This is a genomic window from Agromyces sp. NPDC056965 (assembly GCF_042673425.1).
In the GTDB taxonomy this organism is placed as follows: domain Bacteria; phylum Actinomycetota; class Actinomycetes; order Actinomycetales; family Microbacteriaceae; genus Agromyces.
In genome coordinates this window covers 1-18270 of record NZ_JBHURI010000083.1, presented here as the reverse complement: position 1 = coordinate 18270, position 18270 = coordinate 1, and the positions used below count along the sequence as shown (strand labels likewise).

Below are 18270 nucleotides of genomic sequence, written 5' to 3'. Positions count from 1 at the left end.
CACCTCCGAACAGGAGATGCCGCCGCGAGAACCCGGAGCCGCCGGGTTCACCGGTCATCAGTGCGCCTCGTGGCCTTCGTCGTACTGTTCGTTCGCGCCCTGGTAGTCCTTCACCGGCGCGACCACGTCGAGCGTCGAGCCGTCGGAGAACGCGAGCGTGACGGTGACCTCGTCACCGGCGCGCAACGGACCGGTCAGGCCCATGAGCATGACGTGGTTCGCGCCCGGCTCGAGCATGAGGTGGCCGCCGGCCTCGATCTCGAAGCCGCCCTCCTTCTCGCGCATGGTCATCGCGCCGTCGGACTCGACGGTCTCGTGCAGCTCGGTCATCTCGGCGGCGTCGGTCTCGGCGCCCGAGAGGGTGATCGAGGAGGCGCCGCCGTTGTCGACCATGCCGAAGAGCGCGGTCATGCCGTCGTCGCCGGCCTTCACCCAGGCGTCGGTGACGGTCACGGATGCCGCGGCCTCGGCCTGAACGGACGCGGCGGGGGTCTCGGCGGTCGCTCCGCCGGCGCAGCCGGCGAGGGCGAGCACGGCCGCGAGCGCGGCGCCGAGGGCAGGGGTCATCGCAGTGGAACGCATGTGTTCTGCTCCCCCGGGCTCAGGCGTCGTCGCCGGACGTGCCGGTGCCGGCCGCGCCGTCACCCGTGCCCGAGCCGTCGCCCGATCCCGCACCGGGGCCGGCGCTCTTGCGCTTCGCGTTCAGGATCACGGCGACGATGAGCGCCAGGATTCCGAGCCCGCCGACGACGAAGCCGGCGACGGCCCAGCCGTCGGGGCCGCTCTGGGCGGTGGCATCTGCGTCGTCGTGGTCGCCCTCGGCGTGGTCGCCGTCGGCCGGCTCCGCTTCGGTCGCCGCGTCGTCGTGGGCCGGCTCCTCGGTCCAGACGCCCGTGGCGTCGGCGCCGACGCCGAAGTCGATCGTGCCCTCGATGGGGTGCCCGTCGCTCGAGACGGCGCGCCAGCGCACCTGGTACTCGCCCTCGAGGTCGGTGGGCAGCGACGCCGTGACGTGCGCGCCGGCGATCACGGGGTCGCCGACCTCGACGTCGCCGCCGTGGTGGTCGACGACGACGATCGCCGTGCCGACCTCGATGATGTCGTTCGAGAAGTCGAGCGAGACCTCGGCGGGTGCGGTCTCGAAGACCTGGCCGGGTTCGGGGCTCGAGGCCAGCAGCTCGTCGTGCGCGAAGGCGGGCGATGCGCCGGCCAGGGTGATGCCGGCAGCGACGGTGAGCGCGGCGGCGGCGAGCACCACGCTGCGCAGGCGCGTAGCGCGCTCCCGCACGTCGGGGGTGGTCGCGGTGGTCGTCGGGGTGTTCATTGCGATGGGAGTCTCTCTCCTCGGGTCCGGGCCGGGCGGCGCTCGCGCTTGGCGCGGCCGCCGGGGCATCCGGAATTCTCTGGTTTCCGCCGATCGGCGGGATTACGCGGAGGCGAGGAGGAGCGGCGGGCCCCGGGAACCGAGGGTGGTGGAGCGGAGTCGTGATCGGAGCGGCGGCACGCGCGTCGAGGAGACGCGGCGGACGACGGAGGAGAGCGGTGCGAGCTGCGGCACCGGTGCGGTGAGCCGCAGCACGAAGCGGCGAGCGGTCGCCGTGAGGGTTCGCCACGCAGCCTGCTCGACGGCGAGCAGGTAGAAGATGGTCGCGACCGCGGCGAGCGCGTGGCCGAGGAGCATGGCGGCGTCGGCATGCACGTGGCCGACCGCGGCCGCGCCGCCGCCGTCGACGAACGCCACGGCCCGGTGGTGCCCGTCGCCGCTCATGACGAACGACCCGCTCGAGGCGCCCGCCCCGACGCCGAACAGCAGGTGGAAGGCCCCTTGGCTGACGATCACCGCGAGCGTCGTGCGCAGCGGTGTCGCGCGGCGGCCGACGAAGGCGACGGATGCCCCCAGCGCGACGATGCCCGCGAGCAGGAGCCCGACTCCCCCGGGTGCCTCGCCGGCGGCGACGCCGTGCGAGAAGGCCGCGAGGAACAGGGCGACGACAGCGGTGGCCGAGCCACGCGCGAGCTGCGCCGCACGGTTCACTGGTGCCCCCGGGAAGTCGAGTGATCGAAGAATCGCCACCACTCTACAAGGCACCGCTGAGCGGCATACTTGACACCACCTGAAGCGGGTGTAGTCTCGACCGCCGTGACGAATGAGGCGGACACACCGCCGGCTGAGCTGAAGTCGCCGAAGCACTGGATCATCGGCGACCCGCTGCCAACAGAGAAACTCGAGGGCCAGCTCCTCCCGAAGCGCTTCGCGCTCCCGATCTTCGCGAGCGACCCGCTCTCGTCGGTGGCGTACGCGCCGCAGGAGCTCGTCATGATCCTCATGGTCGGCGGCCTCGCCTTCCTGAGCTTCGCGCCGTGGGTCGCGCTCGCGGTCGTCGTGCTGCTCGTGACGGTCGTCGCGAGCTACCGGCAGCTGATCCGCGCCTACCCCTCCGGCGGCGGCGACTACGAGGTCGCCCATCGCAACCTCGGCGAGAAGGCGGGCCTCGTCGTCGCGTCGGCCCTGCTCGTCGACTACGTCATGACCGTCGTGGTGTCGGTCGCGTCGGGCGTCGACAACATCATCTCGGCGATCCCCGAGCTGAACCCGTTCCGGGTCGAGCTCGCGATCGTCTTCGTCATCATCCTCGCGGCGATCAACCTGCGCGGCGTCTCGGAGTCGTCGAAGGCGTTCGCCGTGCCGACGTACCTCTTCATCGGCAGCGTCTTCGTGATGATCGTCGTCGGCCTGACCCGCACCCTCCTCGGCGATCCGCCGGTGGCGGAGTCGGCGACGTTCGGTGTCGAGGCGGAGTCGCTGACGCAGGCGGGCATCATCCTGCTGCTGCTGCGTTCCTTCGCGAGCGGATGCTCCGCCCTGACGGGCGTCGAGGCGATCTCGAACGGCGTGCCGGCGTTCCGCCGGCCCAAGGTGAAGAACGCGCAGCGCACGCTCGTGCTCATGGGCGGCATCGCGATCGTGCTGTTCGCGGGCCTCACGGCCGTCGCGCTCATCTCGCAGGTGCACTACGCCGAGGATCCATGCCACCTGATCGGCTGGACCGAGTGCGCGACCGAACCGCAGCGCAGCCTCATCGCGCAGGTCGCCGCTGCGACGTTCGGCGACGCGACCGTGTTCTTCTACGTGATCCAGGCGGCGACCGCCCTCGTGCTGCTGCTCGCGGCCAACACCGCCTTCAACGGCTTCCCGCTGCTCGGCTCGGTGCTCGCCCGCGACGGCTACGCGCCGAAGTCGCTGTCGACCCGCGGCGACCGCCTGATCTACTCGAACGGCGTCGTGATCCTCGCGCTCGCGGCATCCCTCATCCTGTTGATCTTCCAGGCGAACCTGACCGTCCTGATCCAGCTGTACATCATCGGCGTCTTCGTCTCGTTCACACTCGGCCAGACGGGCATGGTGCGGCACTGGCTGCGAGAGCTCTCGCGGCTGCGGCATCCGGCCAAGGGGGCGCCGAAGCGCACCCCGCGCGCCGACGACGATGCGCCGGCGCCGCTCACTCGCGGCGCGATCCTCCGCGCGCTCGTGATCAACGCGATCGGCGCCGCGATGACCGCGGTCGTGCTCATCGTGGTCACGGTCACGAAGTTCACGCATGGCGCGTGGATCGTGTTCCTGCTGATGCCGATCCTGTTCTTCCTGATGATGGGCGTGAACCGCTACTACCGCGATGTCGAGCGGGAGATCGAGGTCGACCCGACCACGACCTTCGGCGCCACCGGAGACCACGCGATCGTGCTCGTCGGTCGCATGCAGAAGCCGACCCTCAAGGCGCTCGACTACGCGATCGCCGCCCGGCACGACTCGCTCGAGGCCATCCACGTCTCCCTCGACGAGGAGCAGACGAAGCAGCTCAAGAAGGACTGGGTCAAGCAGAACATCCACGTGAAGCTGCGCATCCTGAACTCGCCCTACCGCGACCTCAGCTACCCGCTCATCACGTACATCAAGTCGCGTCGCGAGGAGCACGGCTCCGAGGTCGTGACCGTGTACATGCCGCAGTACATCGTGGGCCACTGGTGGGAGAACATCCTGCACAACCACAAGGCCCGGCGCATCCGCCAGAAGCTGCTGCTCGTGCACGGCGTCACGGTCGCGCTCGTGCCGTGGCTGCTGGACTCCTCCGACCTGCTCTACGGCCGCCGCTCGCGCCCGCTGCCCGGCCAGGACCGCCGCGGCGAGCCCGTGCGCCCCGTGCCGCGCCGTCCGCTCTCCGAGGCGAACCAGAAGCGCCCGCGTTAGGCTGCCGGCCATGGCCACGGAATTCACGGATGCCTCGGTGCACGAGTTCATCGACCGGGTCGCGCACCCCGTGCGCCGCCGCGACGCGGAGACGCTGCTCGCGCTGTTCTCGCGCATCACGGGTGAGCAGCCGCGCATGTGGGGGCCGACGATCGTCGGCTTCGGCGAGTACCACTACGTGTACGACAGCGGCCGCGAGGGCGACGCACCGGCCGCGGCGTTCTCGCCGCGCAAGGGCGCCACGACGGTCTACCTCAACCCGGGCCTCACCGAGCACCCCGAGCTGCTCGAGCGGCTCGGCCCGCACACGACCGGTCTGACCTGCCTCTACCTGAAGGACCTCGCGGACATCGACCTCGACGTGCTCTCCGAGCTCGTGCTCGAGTCGTACGAGTCGGTCACCGAGGGCCCGACCGGTTGAGCTGCCGCGCCGTCTCCGAGGGGCTTCAGCGGGTCCTCACTTGCTCATGCCGGCAGTCAGTCCGGAGACGATCTGCTTCGTCGCGAGCAGGAAGAGCACGACGAGCGGGATCGTTGCGAGCGTGAGGCCCGCGAAGAGCGTCGCCCAGTCGGTCTGATACTCGCCGAAGAAGCGAGTGATGCCGACCGGCAGCGTGTACGAGTCCTGGTCGCGGATCAGGATCAGCGGGTAGAAGAAGTCGTTCCACACCGGCACGAAGCGGAAGACGACGACCGTGGCGATCGCGGGTCTCACGAGCGGCAGGTGCACCCGCCAGAAGGTCTGGAACGGGCCGGCGCCGTCGAGTCGGGCCGCTTCGTCGAGTTCGATCGGCAGCTGGCGGAAGAAGCTCGACAGCACGAACGTCGAGAACGGGATGCCGAGTGCGCCGTAGACGAGGATCAGGCCCCAGAGGTTCGAGATCATGCCCGCGGCGTCGAGCAGGAAGAACAGCGGGAGGATCGCGAGGTACACGGGCAGCATGAGACCTGAGAGGAAGAGCCCCTCGAGCGCCGTGAACAACTTCGACTTCGTGCGGGCGAAGGCGTAGGCGGCGAGCAGCGAGACCACGGTCGACAGCAGCACCGAAGCGACCGTGACGAAGATCGAGTTGAAGAAGTAGGTGTCGAACGACGCCGTGATCCACGCCTTCTGGTAGCTCGTGAAGTCAGGCGGCAACGGCAGGCCGAGTGGCTTCGTCGCCATGTCCTGCGTGGTGCGCAACGAGTTCGAGACCATGAGCAGCAGCGGTGCGATCGAGATCGCGGCGTAGAGCCAGAGGAAGGCGCTCGAGGCCATGCCTCCGGCGGTCACCTTGGGGCGACGGCGCTGGGCCCTGTCGTTCGGCCCTCCCGGCTTGCGGCCGTTGCGGCCGTCGGATGCCGCGTCGGCGGTAGCGGAGGGGATCGTCGCGGTCATCAGAAGAGCTTCCGTTCAGCCCGGCGCAGGAGCATGGTGATCAGCATCGAGATGCCGAAGATGAAGAGGAACAGCAGTGTGGCGATCGCCGAGCTCGTGCCGATCGCGTTCGACGAGCCCGATTCGAAGGCTGTGCGATAGAAGAGAAGGCTCAGCACGTCCGTGGCACCGGCCGGATTGCCCTGCGAGCCCCCGAGCGCGTACGGGATCGGAAACGCCTCCATTGCTCCGATGAAGGTGAGCACACTCACCGTGCCGATCGCCGGCACCAGCATCGGCAGCGTGATCGACCGGAACCGCTGCCATGTGCTCGCGCCGTCGAGCGAGGCGGCCTCGTCGATCTCTTCGGGGATACCGCCGAGGGCGGCTCCGTAGAGCAAGACGGGGAAGCCGATCCACTGCCAGGCCGTGACGAGCACGACGACCCAGATCGCCGTCTGCGGATTGCCGAGCCACGGCTGAGCGAGCTCGCCGAGTCCGATGCCGCGGAGCACCGCGTTCACGGGGCCGAACAGCGGCGAGAGCATCAGCGACCAGAGGTAGCCGATGACGAGCGGTGAGACGAGGTAGGGCAGCGTGTACATCGTCTGGAAGAAGCGCTTGAAACGGGTGAGACGGTGCAGCAGGCTCGCGAGGCCGAGGCCGACCGTGTTCTGGAACACCATCGCGCCGAAGAACAACAGGATGTTGTGGACGAAGGCGTTCGGGATGTCTTCGCTGTATGGCAGCTTCGTGAACAGGGTGGTGTAGTTCTCGAGACCGACGAAGTCGCCGCGCAGGATTCCGGTCCAGCCGAAGAACGAGTAGCTGAGGGCGGTGAACAACGGGTATGCGATGAAGACCGCGAAGAGGACCAGCGCGGGGAGGACGAAGACCATGCCCGCCCGTCGGGACAGGGCGATGCCCGTGTTCCCGCGCCGACGGGGCGCTTTGAGTGCAGTGACGGCGGACATGGTCTTCTTACCTCGCTATGGGGTGGGGACGGGTGTTGCGATTACTCGCCGGGGACGAACCACTGCGAGATGCCGGTCTGCAGCGCGGCTGCGGCGCCGGCGGCATCGGTCTCGCCGAGGAACATCTTCTGCACCTGCTGGCCGAGCACCGCGGTGCCGAGCGGCTCGCCGTAGCGGAAGTCGACGAGCAGCAGGTACGGGGCCTGGCCTGCTTCGTAGTTCGACCATGCCTCCTGCATGGCGGCATCCTCGTACTCGACGCCCGGGATCGCCGAGAACTGGTTCAGCTCGTCGGCGACGAGCTGGCCGAACTCCGGCGTGGCGAGCCAGTTGAGCAGTTCGACGGCCTCGTCCTGGTGGGTCGACTTCGTGTTGATGGCGAAGTTGCCGTCGGCGTAGCCAGGCGAGACGGGTGCGTCGAGCACTGCACCGTCGGGCACGGGCACCTGGTACGAGCCGAACTCGAGGTCGGGCGCCTGGTTGCGGAAGGTCGCGATCTCGAACGAACCGCCGGGGAATTGCGCCGCCTGACCCGAGGAGAACTGGATCTGGCTGTCGGTGTAGCTCACGCCCACGACGTCGGGGGTGAGGTACTTCTCCATCTCGGTGATGATGCCGAGCGAAGCCACGTAGTCGGGGTCGTTGAAGTCGGTCTCGCCCGAGAGCACCTTCTCCTCGAACTCCGAGCCGCCGTAGCGTGCGCTGCCCACGATGTCGGCGAAGATCGGCAGGATCCAGTCGTCCTTCGCCCCGAGCGCCATGGGCGTGATGCCGGCGGCGAGCAGTTTCTCCTGCACCTCGATGAATTCGTCCCAGGTGGTCGGCACCTCGAGGCCCTGCTCTTCGAAGATCTGCTTGTTGTAGAACATCTGCAGGGTCTGGGTGGCGAGCGGCACCGCATACGTCTTGCCGTCGGCCTTGCCCTTCGCGCCGGCGATGACGCTGGCTGCGATGTCGTCGAGGCCGTCGACCTTGCCGTCGATGGGCTCGAGCTGACCGGCCTCGATGTTCGGCTGCAGCTGGCCGTAGGCACGAACCATGGGCACGTCTGGTCCGTCGCTGCCGGCGAGGCCGGTCGTCAGGATCTGGTTGTACTCGGTGTTCTGGAACGCCTCGAACTCGACCGTGATGTTCGGGTGCTCCGCCTCGAAGACGTCGAAGATCTTGTTGTACGCCTCGACGTCTTCAGTGCGCCACGACCAGACCTTCAGGGTGACCGCGTCACCGCCGGCCTGCTCGTCGCCGCTGGAGGCGCTCGGCGCACAGGCGCTGAGCAGCAGAGCGGAGCCGGTCAGCAGCGCTGCGGCGGTGAGGATACGTCGCCTCATCATGTTTCTCTCCTTGATTCTGTTTGCAGTGCGGGGTGGTGCAGGCAGGTGGGTCAGACGGATGCCTCGGCGAGCGCATCGCGCACCGATCCGTGATGCCGGGTGACGAGCGAACGAGCGTCGTGCACCTCGACTGCGGCGATCGCGGCGACGATCGCGGTCTTCAGTTCGCCGTCTGCCGATGCGAGCAGCGCGATGGCGGCCTCGGCCTCGAGGCCGGTCGCCTCCTGCAGGATGCGCACGGTGCGCAACCGCAGCTTGTCGTTGGTGGCGACGACCGAGACCATCAGGTTCGACCAGGTTCGGCCGACGGCGACCATGAGCGCGGTCGAGAATCCGTTGAGCACGAGCTTCTCCGCGGTCGCCGCCTTGAGCCGGGTCGAACCGGTGAGCACCTCGGCACCGGTCGCCAGCACGAGGTCCGTGTCGGCGAGGGGCGCGAGCGCGGCATTCGGGTTGCTCGAGACGAGGGCGGTGTAGGCGCCGGCCGAGCGCGCAACGGCGAGCGCGCCGCCGACGTAGGGGGTGTTGCCGCTCGCGGCGAGGCCGATGGCGACGTCGTCCGATCCGATGGCGGCCGCGGCCTCACGGCCCTGCGCCTCGGAGTCCTCGGCGTCTTCGACTGCCTTCACGAGTGCTGTCGCTCCACCGGCGATGTGCGCGACGACGCGGCCCGGCTCGAGGTTGAACGTGGGGAGCAGCTCGGCGGCGTCGAGCACGCCGAGCCGGCCGGAGGTGCCCGCCCCGAAGTAGTGCACCGTGCCGCCGCGACGGAATCGCTCGGCGGCGATATCGACGAGTTCGGCGAGCTGCGGCAGGACTGCGGCAACGGCCTCGACAGCCACCCGGTCCTCGGCGTTCAGCAACTGCAGCACCTCGAGGCTCGACTTCGAATCGAGTTCGATCGAGGCGTCGAGCCGCAACTCGGTGGGCGAGAGGGGCCGCGCGCCATCGTCCTGGCGATCGAGCAGGAGGTCGTGGATGCTCATCAGCGGGAGGTGATCCTTCACGTCAGCGGGCTGGGTCGGACTCAGTATGTACAAAAATGTCGCGTATGTGAAGCATCAGGACTATTTTTTTCATATGCGTTTCGAGAGTGCTTCCATCGAGGAGATCGTGGACCACGTGCCCGACGGGGTGCTCGGTTCAGCCGTGAGCGTGCTCGTGGCCGTCGACGGTGAAGTCGTGCTCGAACACCACTCCGGCGTCACGCGACGGTGGGACGCCCCAGGTGCTCCGAACCCCCTGGCGGCGATACCGGTCACGACGGCCACCCGCTTCGATCTCGCCTCGGTGACCAAACCGATCGTGGCCGCCGCACTCGTCGGCGAGCTCCACTCCCAGAGCATCGACACGACCCTGCCTGCCGCGGAACTGCTGCCCGAGTTCGAGGATCGGCGGTGGCGGGCGACGACCGTGGCGCAACTGCTGGGCCACACGGCCGGGCTCCCTGCCGAATGGTTCGACCGCGATCCCGACCCGGGCGCCCGACGGTTCCGCGCCGGCGCGCGACCCGAACGTCCCGCCGGCGCCGCCCATCGCTATTCGTGCGTCGGCTACATCTGGGCGGGCCTCGCCACCGAGGCCCTTGCGGGCGCGCCGCTCGACGAAGTGGTGCACCGGCGGGTGCTCGGCCCGCTCGGCATGGACTCAACGGGATTCCGGCCGGCCGCGGAGCTGCGACCGTCGATCGCCGCGACCGAGCTCCAACCGACCCGAGGTCTCGTTCACGGCGAGGTGCACGATGAGACGGCCGCGGCGCTCGGCGGCGTGAGCGGCAACGCCGGCCTCTTCGCGACCGGCCGCGATCTGCTGCGCTTCTCCGAGGCGCTGCGCACCGGCGGCGAGATCGACGGGAGCCGGGTACTCCCGCCGGCGGTCGCCGCCGCGCTCGTGACGCCGCTCCCGCTCCCCGACGATCCCGGCTTCGGCCAAGCGCTCGGGCCGCGGCTCGACGAGGACTGGATGCGCAGTCTCGGCCCCCGCGTCGCGGGGCACACGGGCTTCACCGGCACCGCGTTCGCGACGGAACCCGGCGGTCGCCGTTCGGTCGTGCTGCTCTCGAACCGAGTGCATCCCACACGTTCATCGAACGACGTGCGCGAGGTCCGCGCCCGCGTGATCGACGCGGCGTCGATGCTGTGAGGCGACCATGCGCGAGAACCTCGGATTCCACCGGTCGCGACGACCGGGTCGCTCGCCCGGCCCGGGTAGTATTCGACTCCACCGGGTGCCTCCGCAACGAGCCTCGACTGAGTTCCATCCGATACGACGTCGGCCATCCGATGTCGCGGCCGTCCTGAGAGGCCCCCGATGACCGACGTGTTCGTCTCCCTCCGGCAGCGGATGCCGTCGCTCTCGAAGGCCGAGTTCCACATCGCCGAGCTCGTGCTCGACCGACCGGCCGTCGTGGTCGAGTCGACCATCACCCGGCTGGCCGAACTCGCCGAGACATCGCCCGCCACCGTCGCCCGATTCTGTCGGGCTGTGGGGTACGCGGGGTACAAGGAGTTCCGGATCGCGATTGCGGCCGCGAACAGCCGCGAACAGGCCGCGCGCGAGCTGTTCCGTGTCGACGATGCGGAGATCGATGCAGGCGACTCGGCGCTCGACGTGGTCACGAAGGTGGCATACCAGGAGGCGCGTGCGATCGAGGAGACGGCACGAAGCCTCGATCTCGACGCGCTCGACGCAGTGGTGGCGGCGATTCGCACCGCGCCCCGAATCGACGTCTTCGGCGCCGGCTCCAGCGGGCTCACCGCACAGGACCTGCAGCTGAAACTGCACCGCATCGGCGTGCCGAGCTTCTGCTGGACCGACGCCCACCTCGCCCTCACCTCCTTCGCGCTGACCGGGCCGGGCAGCATCGCGATCGGCGTCTCCCACTCCGGTCAGACTCTGGAGACCCACCAGATGCTCACCCTCGCCCGCGGCCGCGGGGCCACGACGGTGGCGATCACGAACTACCCCGATTCCCCGCTCGCAGCGGTGGCCGACCACCTGCTCGTCACGAGCGCTCGCGAATCCCGATATCGCACCGGCGCCATGTCCAGTCGACTCGCGCAGATGGCGATCGTCGACTTCCTCGTCGTTCGATTGCTGCAAGGCGAGATCGATCGTGCGGGTGAGCTGTTGCGGCTCACCTATGACGCGGTGCAGGCTCACCGTCTCGACGGCTGAACCTGCATCCGCTCGACTGTGACCGACCGCGGATCGCCGCCGATCAGCTGGTGAGAAGTAGCGCCTAGAGCATCGCCATGATCTGGCGCGCGATCATGCGACCGGCGCGGCTCGCCCCGATCGTCGAGGCCTGCGGCCCGTAGCCCGCGAGGAAGATGCGCGGGTCGCTCCACGCAGCACCCTGCCCCACCGTGATGCCGCCGGCCTTCTCACGCAGCTTCAACGGCGAGAGGTGGCGCAGGTCGGGCCGGAAGCCCGTGGCCCAGATGATGACGTCGGCTCGGGCCATCCCCGAATCGTCGCCCTCCCAGACCACGCGGTCGGCCTCGATGCGGTCGAACATGGGCCGAGCGACGAGCAGCCCGCGCTCGATGCCCGCGGCGATGCGGCGGCTCTTCGGCACGCCCGTGCCGCTCACGATCGAGGGCAGTGCGCGGCCGGAGCGCGCCGCCTCGTCTTGCATGGCGACGGCCGCGGATGCCCCTTCGAGGTCGAGCTCCTGCCGGTCGAGCCAGTCGATCGGGCGACGGGAGACCCAGGTGAGCCCCGCAGCGACCTCTTCGAGTTCGAGCATGAAGCCGATCGCCGAGGTGCCGCCGCCGACCACCACGACGTGCTTGTCGCGGAAGTCCTCTGCGGCGGTGAAGTCGGAGGTGTGCACGTGGCGGCCGGCGAACTCGGTCATGCCCGGGTAGTACGGCACGAACGGCGAACCCCAGGTCCCCGTCGCGTTGACGAGGAACTGCGTGCTGATCTGGTGCTGCGGGGCCGTGGGTTCGGCCGGCTCCTCGAACGTCTTGCGACGGCGGCCGAAGAGCCCGCGAGCCGCCTTCGCCTCCTCGAGCGGCTGCGGGCTGAGGTCTTCATAGCGCACGAGCAGGTCGACGCCGTCGTTCACGACCTGACGCACGTTCATCGGCCGCCGCACGCGCAGGTCGAAGTGCTGCTCGAACCGGTCGTAGTAGTCGGCGACCACGTCTTTCGCGGGGAGGTTGCGGTCGGCGGTGTCGAAGCTCAGGCCGAGCTCCGACATGCCGGGCAGGTCGTTCACCCGGTGGGCGGTGCCGAGCCGGAGGGACGACCAGCGGTGCTGCCAGGCGCCGCCGGGGCCGGGGGCGCGGTCGAGCATGACGAAGTCCTCATCGGCCACGAGTTCGAACCGACGCAGATAGAAGGCGACCGACAAGCCGGCCTGTCCGGCGCCGATCACCACGACCTTCACGCGTTCGGGGCTCGTCATCACCTGACAATCTCAGCACGGCTTGCTGTGTGCTCGCAGCACGCGAGCCGAATGCCCACCATACGTCCTCCGGCATGCCTGTGCAGTACGCCGAAGCGTGTCTGCGGCGGTGCTAAACTGGCGGTTGGACGAATTCATTTATCAGATGAGCGCCGGGTGAAGACCAAATCCCACCCGGCCAGATGCCGTAAGGGGGTCACGCATGGGGCGCGGCCGTCAGAAAGCCAAGCACACCAAAGTCGCTCGGGAGCTGAAGTACTTCAGCCCGAACACCGACTACAACGCGCTTGAGCGCGAGCTCACGAGCTCGCCGCATGACGAGTACAGCGAAGAGGCGTCGAAGTGGGCGGAGTATGCCGCCGACGATGACGACACCTATGTCGCAGGAGACGAACAGCGCGCATAGGCGCGCGTTCCTCTTCCAGCTCGCAACGACCTCGCACCACCGCGAGACACCCGGCCCTCGAGGCTCGGCGCAGCGGTGACCGATCGGCGGATGCTGCGGCATCCGCTGCTCGACACGGCGAGGCGTTCGTGCTGCGGCGACTACCCGCTGTGCTCGACCCACGCGGCGGTCGTCTCGACGAATCGTTCCAGTTCGTCGAGCGACCCGCTCGGCGTGATCGCGCGCAGCACGATCTCGTCGACGGCGGAATCGTAGGCGGCGAGCTCTCGCGTCCCGTCGATCGTCGCGTCGATCGCACGGATGCCGAGGCGGGCGAAGTTCGCGGCGTAGGCGGCTACGTGTCCGTACCGCTCGGCCTCGGCCTCGAGTTCAGCTCGGGCGCCGTCGTCGGCGATGGTCCGCACGTAGAGCACCGACCTGACGCGGCGAGCGCCGGCCGACTCGTGCAGTTCCGCGGTCGTCGCGGCCGCCGCCGTCGGAGTGAGCCAGTTCAGGAGCGCGCCGTCGGCTCGTTCGGCGGCGAGCCGTCGCATGCGCGGCCCGAGGGCGCCGACCACGATCTCGGCGTCGCTGCGCTCGCGCAGGCGCGCGACGCCCTGCTCGACGAGCGCCAGCGGGTGCGCCGCACGACCGGAGCCGATGCCGATGCTCGTGCGACGCTCGGGAAGACCGCCGAGGTCGAGCGTGTCGACGGGTCGCCGATCGAGCGGGATCACGCCGGTCGCGAGACCGAGTCGCTCGGTCGCGGCCCCAGCGATGCGGAGCCCGGCCAGCGAGTCCCCGCCGGGCACGTCGTTGAGCCAGAGCGCATGGAACCCGAGCCGTTCGATGCGGGGCGCGAGCGCCGCCACGGTCGACGCATCCGTCGTGCCGATGAGCCCGATCGAGACCGGCGTGCGCACGGGGCGGCCGATCAGCTCGCGTAGGAGCCGACGAGTCGCACGGCGCCGCCGTCGACGCCCTTGGCGCCCTGCTCGAAGCCGGCGAGGTCGCGATCGCCGATCGTCACGGTGCCCGCCTGCCACGACGGGAGGCCCAGGGCGCCGAGCGCCGAGATGACGGATGCCGCGGCATCCGCCCGCACGACGGCGAAGAAGCCGATGCCGAGGTTCCAGGTGCCCTCGGTCGACTCGAGCGTCGTGCCGGCCAGGTCGTTGAGCACGCGGAAGACGGGGGCCGGCGACCAGCTCGTGCGGTCGAGCTCGACCCAGGAGCCGAGCGGCAGCACGCGTGCGAGGTTCGCGGCGATGCCGCCGCCCGTGACGTGCGAGAGCGAGTGCACGGCGTCGCCGTGCGGACCGGCGAGCAGCTCCACGAGCTGACCGGTGTAGAGGCGCGTGGGCTCGAGGAGGGCCTCGCCCCAGGTCGTGCCGAGCTCGGCCGAGGAATCGGTGTACCCGATGCCGGCGCTCGTGAGGATGTGCCGGACGAGCGAGAAGCCGTTGGAGTGCAGGCCGCTCGAGGCGATCGCGATGACGGCGTCGCCGGACTCCACCTTCTCGGCGCCGAGCAGACGATCGGCCTCGACGATGCCGGTCGCGGCACCCGCGACGTCGTAGTCGTCGGCGCCCATGAGGCCCGGGTGCTCTGCGGTCTCGCCGCCGACGAGGGCGGTGCCGGTCTCGGCGCAGGCGCGGGCGATGCCCGTGACGATCGAGGCGATGCGCTCGGGCACGACCTTGCCGCACGCGATGTAGTCGGTCATGAAGAGCGGCTTCGCACCCACGACGACGATGTCGTCGACGACCATGCCCACGAGGTCCTGGCCGATCGTGTCGTGCTTGTCGAGCGCCTGCGCGATCGCGATCTTCGTGCCGACACCGTCGGTCGAGGTCGCGAGCAGCGGGCGCGTGTAGTCCTTGGCGAACGAGAGGTCGAAGAGTCCGGCGAATCCGCCGACCCCGCCGAGCACGTTCGGCCCGTGGGTCGCGGAGACCGACGCCTTCATCAGTTCGACGGCGAGATCACCCGCGTGCGTGTCGACTCCGGCAGCGGCATAGGACGAGTTCGAGGTCACCCGTCAAGCGTACCCGCGCCGTGCACGCACTCCGCGTGCCTGCCGTGCCGCTGCGCGAACGGAGGACTAAAATACAGCCATGCAGCCGGGGGGCACACCGTCGTGGGTGATCCGTGAGAATGCGAGTCGCCCGGTGCTCCTCGCCCTCTACCTGCGCGAGGTGCTGGGCATCGCCTCCCCCCTCGAGCTGCCGCGCCTGCGCGATGTCGGCCCCGTCGGCGAGCGCCTCGAGATCGATCAGCACGACCTGCTCGAGCAGCAGTGGCGCACCTGGTGGGCGATGACCGTCGAGCCCGAGACGCATCCGTCGGCGGTGCCGCTCGAGCTCGTCGACGCCTACGAGACCGAGGTCGCACTGCCGACATCGGGCGCCGAGGTGCTCGCCGCCGCGATCCTGCCGCACGCCGAGGCGTCGCGAGCGTGGGCCGACTGGGCGCACGACGGCTATCGCAACGCGTCGGCCGCCCGCCGCGGCGACTCGTACCGCGCCTACGCCGGCACGATCGCGGAGCACGAACGCGAGGTCGGCCGCCGTGCCCATTCCTTCGAGCTCAACGTCGAGGTCGTGCCGCTCGCCGAGTCGGGCGTCTGGTGGATCGGCGACATGACGGTCGCGGTGACCGATTCGCTGAGATCGGATGCCTCGGCGTTCGACGATGCCATGCACCCGATCATCGCCGAGCTCGCCTAGGCCGCTGGTTCGCACCCCCGCCGCAGCCCGCGTGCCAGACTCGACGGCATGAGCATCTGGTTCGGCGAGCCCTCACTGGAGTGGGCGAACGCGCGCGACGACACCCTGATCCGCACCCTCGGCATCGAACTGACCGAGACCACCGACGGCTCCCTCAAGGGGCGCATGCCGGTCGACCACCGCACCCGCCAGCCCGGCGGGGTGCTGCACGGCGGGGCATCCGTCGCCCTCGCCGAGACGCTCGCGAGCTGGGGCTCGACGCTCACGGTCGACCCCGCGAAGTTCTACTGCGTCGGCATGGAGATCAACGCCAACCACGTGCGTCCGGTCGCAGAGGGCTGGGTCTACGGCGAGGCCTCGCCCCTCACGCGCGGCCGCACGACCCAGGTCTGGGAGATCAAGATCACGGATGCCGCGGGCAAGCTCGTGTGCGTCTCGCGGTGCACGATGGCCGTGCTCGCGAAACCCTCGGAGTACTGATTCCGCGCTGCCGCCCGCTCAGCTGAGCAGCAGCGTTCGCTCAGCCGGCTCACACGCGCGCGTATGCGAGGATTGAGTCGTCCTGCTCGGACACTTCCCCCACCTTCGAGGAGCCATCGCTCGCATGTGCGGCATCGTCGGAATCGTCTCCACTGAACCGGCCAACCAGCAGATCTACGACAGCCTGCTGCTGCTGCAGCACCGCGGCCAAGACTCGACGGGCATCGCGACGGCCGACGGCCCCGTGTTCCACATGGCGAAGGCGCGCGGGCAGGTGCGCGAGGCCTTCCGCACGCGCGACATGCGCTCGCTCATCGGCAACATGGGCCTCGGGCATGTGCGGTACACCACGAAGGGGGCCGCCGAGCGCGAAGAGGAGGCCCAGCCGTTCTACGTGAACGCGCCGTACGGCATCATCCTCGTGCACAACGGCAACCTCACGAACACGCGCGAGCTGTCGGAGGACCTCTTCCGCATCGATCGCCGCCACGTGAACTCGACGAGCGACACCGAGATGCTGCTGAACGTGCTCGCCACCGAGCTGCAGGGCCAGATCACGGGGCTCGACCTCGACCCCGACCAGGTCTTCACCGCCGTCGAGCAGGTGCACGAACGCGTCGAGGGTTCCTACGCCGTCATCGCGCTGATCGCCGGTTACGGCCTCCTCGCGTTCCGCGACCCGTTCGGCATCCGCCCGCTCATCCTCGGCCGCCGCACCGCCGACAACGGCCGTGACGAGTGGATCGTGGCATCCGAGTCGCTCGTGCTCGAATCGGGCGGCTACGAGATCGTGCGCGACGTGCACCCGGGCGAGGCCATCTTCATCGGCCTCGACGGCCAGATGATCTCGCGCCAGTGCGCGAAGAACCCGGTGCTCGTGCCGTGCTCGTTCGAGTACGTCTACCTGGCCCGCCCCGACTCGATCATGAACGGCATCTCGGTCTACGAGGCCCGTCTGCGCATGGGCGACCGGCTCGCGACGACCATCGAGACCCACATGGACAAGGGCGACATCGACGTCGTCATGCCCATCCCCGACTCCTCGCGTCCCGCCGCGATGCAGGTCGCGCAGAAGCTCGGCATCGAGTACCGCGAGGGCTTCTACAAGAACCGCTACGTCGGCCGAACGTTCATCATGCCCGGCCAGGCGGAGCGCAAGCGCTCGGTGCGCCAGAAGCTCAACGCCATGGGCACGGAGTTCAAGGGCAAGAACATCCTCATCGTCGACGACTCGATCGTGCGCGGCACGACCTCGAAGGAGATCGTCGAGATGGCCCGTGCCGCCGGCGCCAACAAGGTGACGTTCACCTCGGCGGCCCCGCCGGTGCGATTCCCGCACGTGTACGGCATCAACATGCCGAGCCGTCAGGAGCTCATCGCCTACGGCCGCAAGATCCCCGAGATCGCCTCGGAGCTGAGCGCCGACCATATGATCTACCAGGAGGTCGCCGACCTCCAGGCCGCGATCACCGAGGGCACCTCGATCGAGCAGCTCGACCTGTCGTGCTTCACGGGCGAGTACGTCACGGGCACCGTCACCGACGAGTACCTCGGCTGGGTGGAGCGCACGCAGCTGAGCTAGGCGTCGCCTGTCGGGAGAGATCGGCCCTAGCTCCCGGCGAGGCGGATGGCCTTCTCGGTGAAGTAGTGCACTTCGCCGTCGACGTTCTCGACCCCGAAGACGAACTTGCCGGCGGGAGTGGCCCGGACGTCGACGATCTCGCCGCGTCCGCGCGGCGTGAACACCTCGGCGCCCGGCGTGAAGATGGTGTCGCTCATACGCTGAATTCTCCGCGAGTCGGGTAGCGCTCCGCCTCCCCCGTGAGACGGATACCCTCGACCTCCTCGGCGCCCGCGGCGCAGCGCACCGGCGCGGCCGGAGCCGCGGCCGCTACTCGTCGACCGGGTGGATCGTCTCGTGCTCGACGGTGACCGACTTCGCTCGCCGCGCGGTGGCGCGGTCGATGAGCAGCGCCACGAGGGCGCCCAGCGCGAGGCCGATCGCCGCGCAGGCGAGCAGCAGGAACCCGAACACCTGGCCGAGGTCGAACTCGTCGTTCGCGGGGAAGCTCACGGTGAGGATGAGCGCGACCACGGCGCCGACGAGGGCGCCCAGCGTCATGAATCGCGGGTAGCGCGGCGCGCGGCGCACGGTCACGGTGTCGCGTTCGACCTCGGTCTCGAGCGGCACGGGCGCATCCGCACCGTGGGGCGAGCGCTGCTCGTCGGGTTCGGGGGTGCTCACGGGGTCGGTCACCCCTCCATTGTCCCACCCTCCGCTGTGACGAGGACGCAGCGAGCGCTGTCCCACCCTCCGCTGTGACGAGGACGCGAGAGGCCCACCCCTGGCG

General features: G+C 69.4%; 20 protein-coding genes. 8 read left to right on the top strand and 12 right to left on the bottom strand.

Translation table 11 applies throughout. The annotated features are described in order from the left end of the window. Positions 1–57 precede the first annotated feature (57 nt). From ACFTQE_RS17025 to ACFTQE_RS17015, 3 genes are all read right to left on the bottom strand, one after another. The gene (locus ACFTQE_RS17025) at positions 58–582 is read right to left on the bottom strand and encodes a copper chaperone PCu(A)C (protein WP_376926184.1); all 525 of its coding nucleotides are present in this window, start codon (positions 580–582) and stop codon (positions 58–60) included. Positions 583–601: 19 nt separating this feature from the next. Next, complete coding sequence (locus ACFTQE_RS17020; RefSeq protein WP_376926183.1) at positions 602–1324, bottom strand: copper resistance protein CopC; 723 nt, start codon at positions 1322–1324, stop codon at positions 602–604. Positions 1325–1426: 102 nt separating this feature from the next. Further along, positions 1427–2035 carry a hypothetical protein gene (locus ACFTQE_RS17015; protein ID WP_376926182.1) on the bottom strand — a complete coding sequence of 203 codons (609 nt, stop codon included), beginning with the start codon at positions 2033–2035 and terminating at the stop codon, positions 1427–1429. A gap of 105 nt (positions 2036–2140) precedes the next feature. Between ACFTQE_RS17015 and ACFTQE_RS17010 the strand changes: the two genes are divergently transcribed. Next, positions 2141–4246, top strand: coding sequence for an APC family permease (locus ACFTQE_RS17010; protein ID WP_376926181.1), 2106 nt, complete (start codon positions 2141–2143; stop codon positions 4244–4246). 10 nt (positions 4247–4256) lie between these two features. Next, a complete protein-coding gene (locus tag ACFTQE_RS17005) occupies positions 4257–4667 on the top strand; it encodes a DUF1801 domain-containing protein (RefSeq protein WP_376926180.1) in 411 nt (136 codons plus the stop codon). A 36-nt stretch (positions 4668–4703) separates the two neighbouring features. Here ACFTQE_RS17005 and ACFTQE_RS17000 read toward each other — a convergent pair whose 3' ends face one another. From ACFTQE_RS17000 to ACFTQE_RS16985, 4 genes are all read right to left on the bottom strand, one after another. Further along, positions 4704–5624, bottom strand: a complete 921-nt coding sequence (locus ACFTQE_RS17000; RefSeq protein ID WP_376926179.1) for a carbohydrate ABC transporter permease — start codon at positions 5622–5624, stop codon at positions 4704–4706. Further along, a complete protein-coding gene (locus ACFTQE_RS16995; protein ID WP_376926178.1) occupies positions 5624–6502 on the bottom strand; it encodes a carbohydrate ABC transporter permease in 879 nt (292 codons plus the stop codon). Before ACFTQE_RS16995 ends, ACFTQE_RS17000 begins: the two co-directional genes overlap by 1 nt. A 116-nt stretch (positions 6503–6618) precedes the next feature. Further along, positions 6619–7908: an ABC transporter substrate-binding protein gene (locus ACFTQE_RS16990; RefSeq protein ID WP_376926177.1), complete on the bottom strand. Its 1290-nt coding sequence runs from the start codon at positions 7906–7908 to the stop codon at positions 6619–6621. 50 nt (positions 7909–7958) lie between these two features. Further along, the gene (locus ACFTQE_RS16985; RefSeq protein WP_376926176.1) at positions 7959–8894 is read right to left on the bottom strand and encodes an N-acetylmuramic acid 6-phosphate etherase; all 936 of its coding nucleotides are present in this window, start codon (positions 8892–8894) and stop codon (positions 7959–7961) included. A gap of 67 nt (positions 8895–8961) precedes the next feature. Here ACFTQE_RS16985 and ACFTQE_RS16980 point away from each other — a divergent pair, with 67 nt between their 5' ends. Further along, complete coding sequence (locus tag ACFTQE_RS16980) at positions 8962–10050, top strand: serine hydrolase domain-containing protein (protein ID WP_376926175.1); 1089 nt, start codon at positions 8962–8964, stop codon at positions 10048–10050. A 168-nt stretch (positions 10051–10218) separates the two neighbouring features. Beyond that, entirely contained in the window at positions 10219–11085 is an 867-nt protein-coding gene (locus tag ACFTQE_RS16975; RefSeq protein ID WP_376926174.1) for a MurR/RpiR family transcriptional regulator, read from the top strand. Positions 11086–11149: 64 nt separating this feature from the next. Here the strand turns inward: ACFTQE_RS16975 and ACFTQE_RS16970 are convergent, their stop codons facing one another. Continuing rightward, a complete protein-coding gene (locus tag ACFTQE_RS16970) occupies positions 11150–12325 on the bottom strand; it encodes an NAD(P)-binding domain-containing protein (protein WP_376926173.1) in 1176 nt (391 codons plus the stop codon). A gap of 202 nt (positions 12326–12527) precedes the next feature. Between ACFTQE_RS16970 and ACFTQE_RS16965 the strand changes: the two genes are divergently transcribed. Continuing rightward, positions 12528–12731 carry a DUF3073 domain-containing protein gene (locus tag ACFTQE_RS16965; RefSeq protein WP_056654186.1) on the top strand — a complete coding sequence of 68 codons (204 nt, stop codon included), beginning with the start codon at positions 12528–12530 and terminating at the stop codon, positions 12729–12731. A 140-nt stretch (positions 12732–12871) separates the two neighbouring features. Here the strand turns inward: ACFTQE_RS16965 and ACFTQE_RS16960 are convergent, their stop codons facing one another. Together ACFTQE_RS16960 and purM are read right to left on the bottom strand one after the other, a co-directional pair. After that, entirely contained in the window at positions 12872–13633 is a 762-nt protein-coding gene (locus ACFTQE_RS16960; RefSeq protein WP_376926172.1) for an LLM class flavin-dependent oxidoreductase, read from the bottom strand. Positions 13634–13644: 11 nt separating this feature from the next. After that, positions 13645–14748: a phosphoribosylformylglycinamidine cyclo-ligase gene (gene purM / locus ACFTQE_RS16955; protein WP_376926171.1), complete on the bottom strand. Its 1104-nt coding sequence runs from the start codon at positions 14746–14748 to the stop codon at positions 13645–13647. Positions 14749–14827: 79 nt separating this feature from the next. On the opposite strand from purM, the gene ACFTQE_RS16950 reads away from it, so the two are divergent. From ACFTQE_RS16950 to purF, 3 genes are all read left to right on the top strand, one after another. Continuing rightward, positions 14828–15439, top strand: a complete 612-nt coding sequence (locus tag ACFTQE_RS16950) for a zinc-binding alcohol dehydrogenase (protein ID WP_376926170.1) — start codon at positions 14828–14830, stop codon at positions 15437–15439. Between the two features lie 48 nt (positions 15440–15487). Further along, complete coding sequence (locus ACFTQE_RS16945; RefSeq protein ID WP_376926169.1) at positions 15488–15919, top strand: hotdog fold thioesterase; 432 nt, start codon at positions 15488–15490, stop codon at positions 15917–15919. Between the two features lie 124 nt (positions 15920–16043). Then, positions 16044–17501, top strand: a complete 1458-nt coding sequence (gene purF, locus ACFTQE_RS16940) for an amidophosphoribosyltransferase (protein ID WP_375835749.1) — start codon at positions 16044–16046, stop codon at positions 17499–17501. A gap of 26 nt (positions 17502–17527) precedes the next feature. Here the strand turns inward: purF and ACFTQE_RS16935 are convergent, their stop codons facing one another. Both ACFTQE_RS16935 and ACFTQE_RS16930 read right to left on the bottom strand, forming a co-directional pair. Further along, entirely contained in the window at positions 17528–17698 is a 171-nt protein-coding gene (locus tag ACFTQE_RS16935) for a hypothetical protein (RefSeq protein ID WP_376926168.1), read from the bottom strand. A gap of 112 nt (positions 17699–17810) precedes the next feature. Then, positions 17811–18176, bottom strand: coding sequence for a potassium transporter Trk (locus ACFTQE_RS16930; protein ID WP_376926167.1), 366 nt, complete (start codon positions 18174–18176; stop codon positions 17811–17813). Positions 18177–18270: the final 94 nt, after the last annotated feature.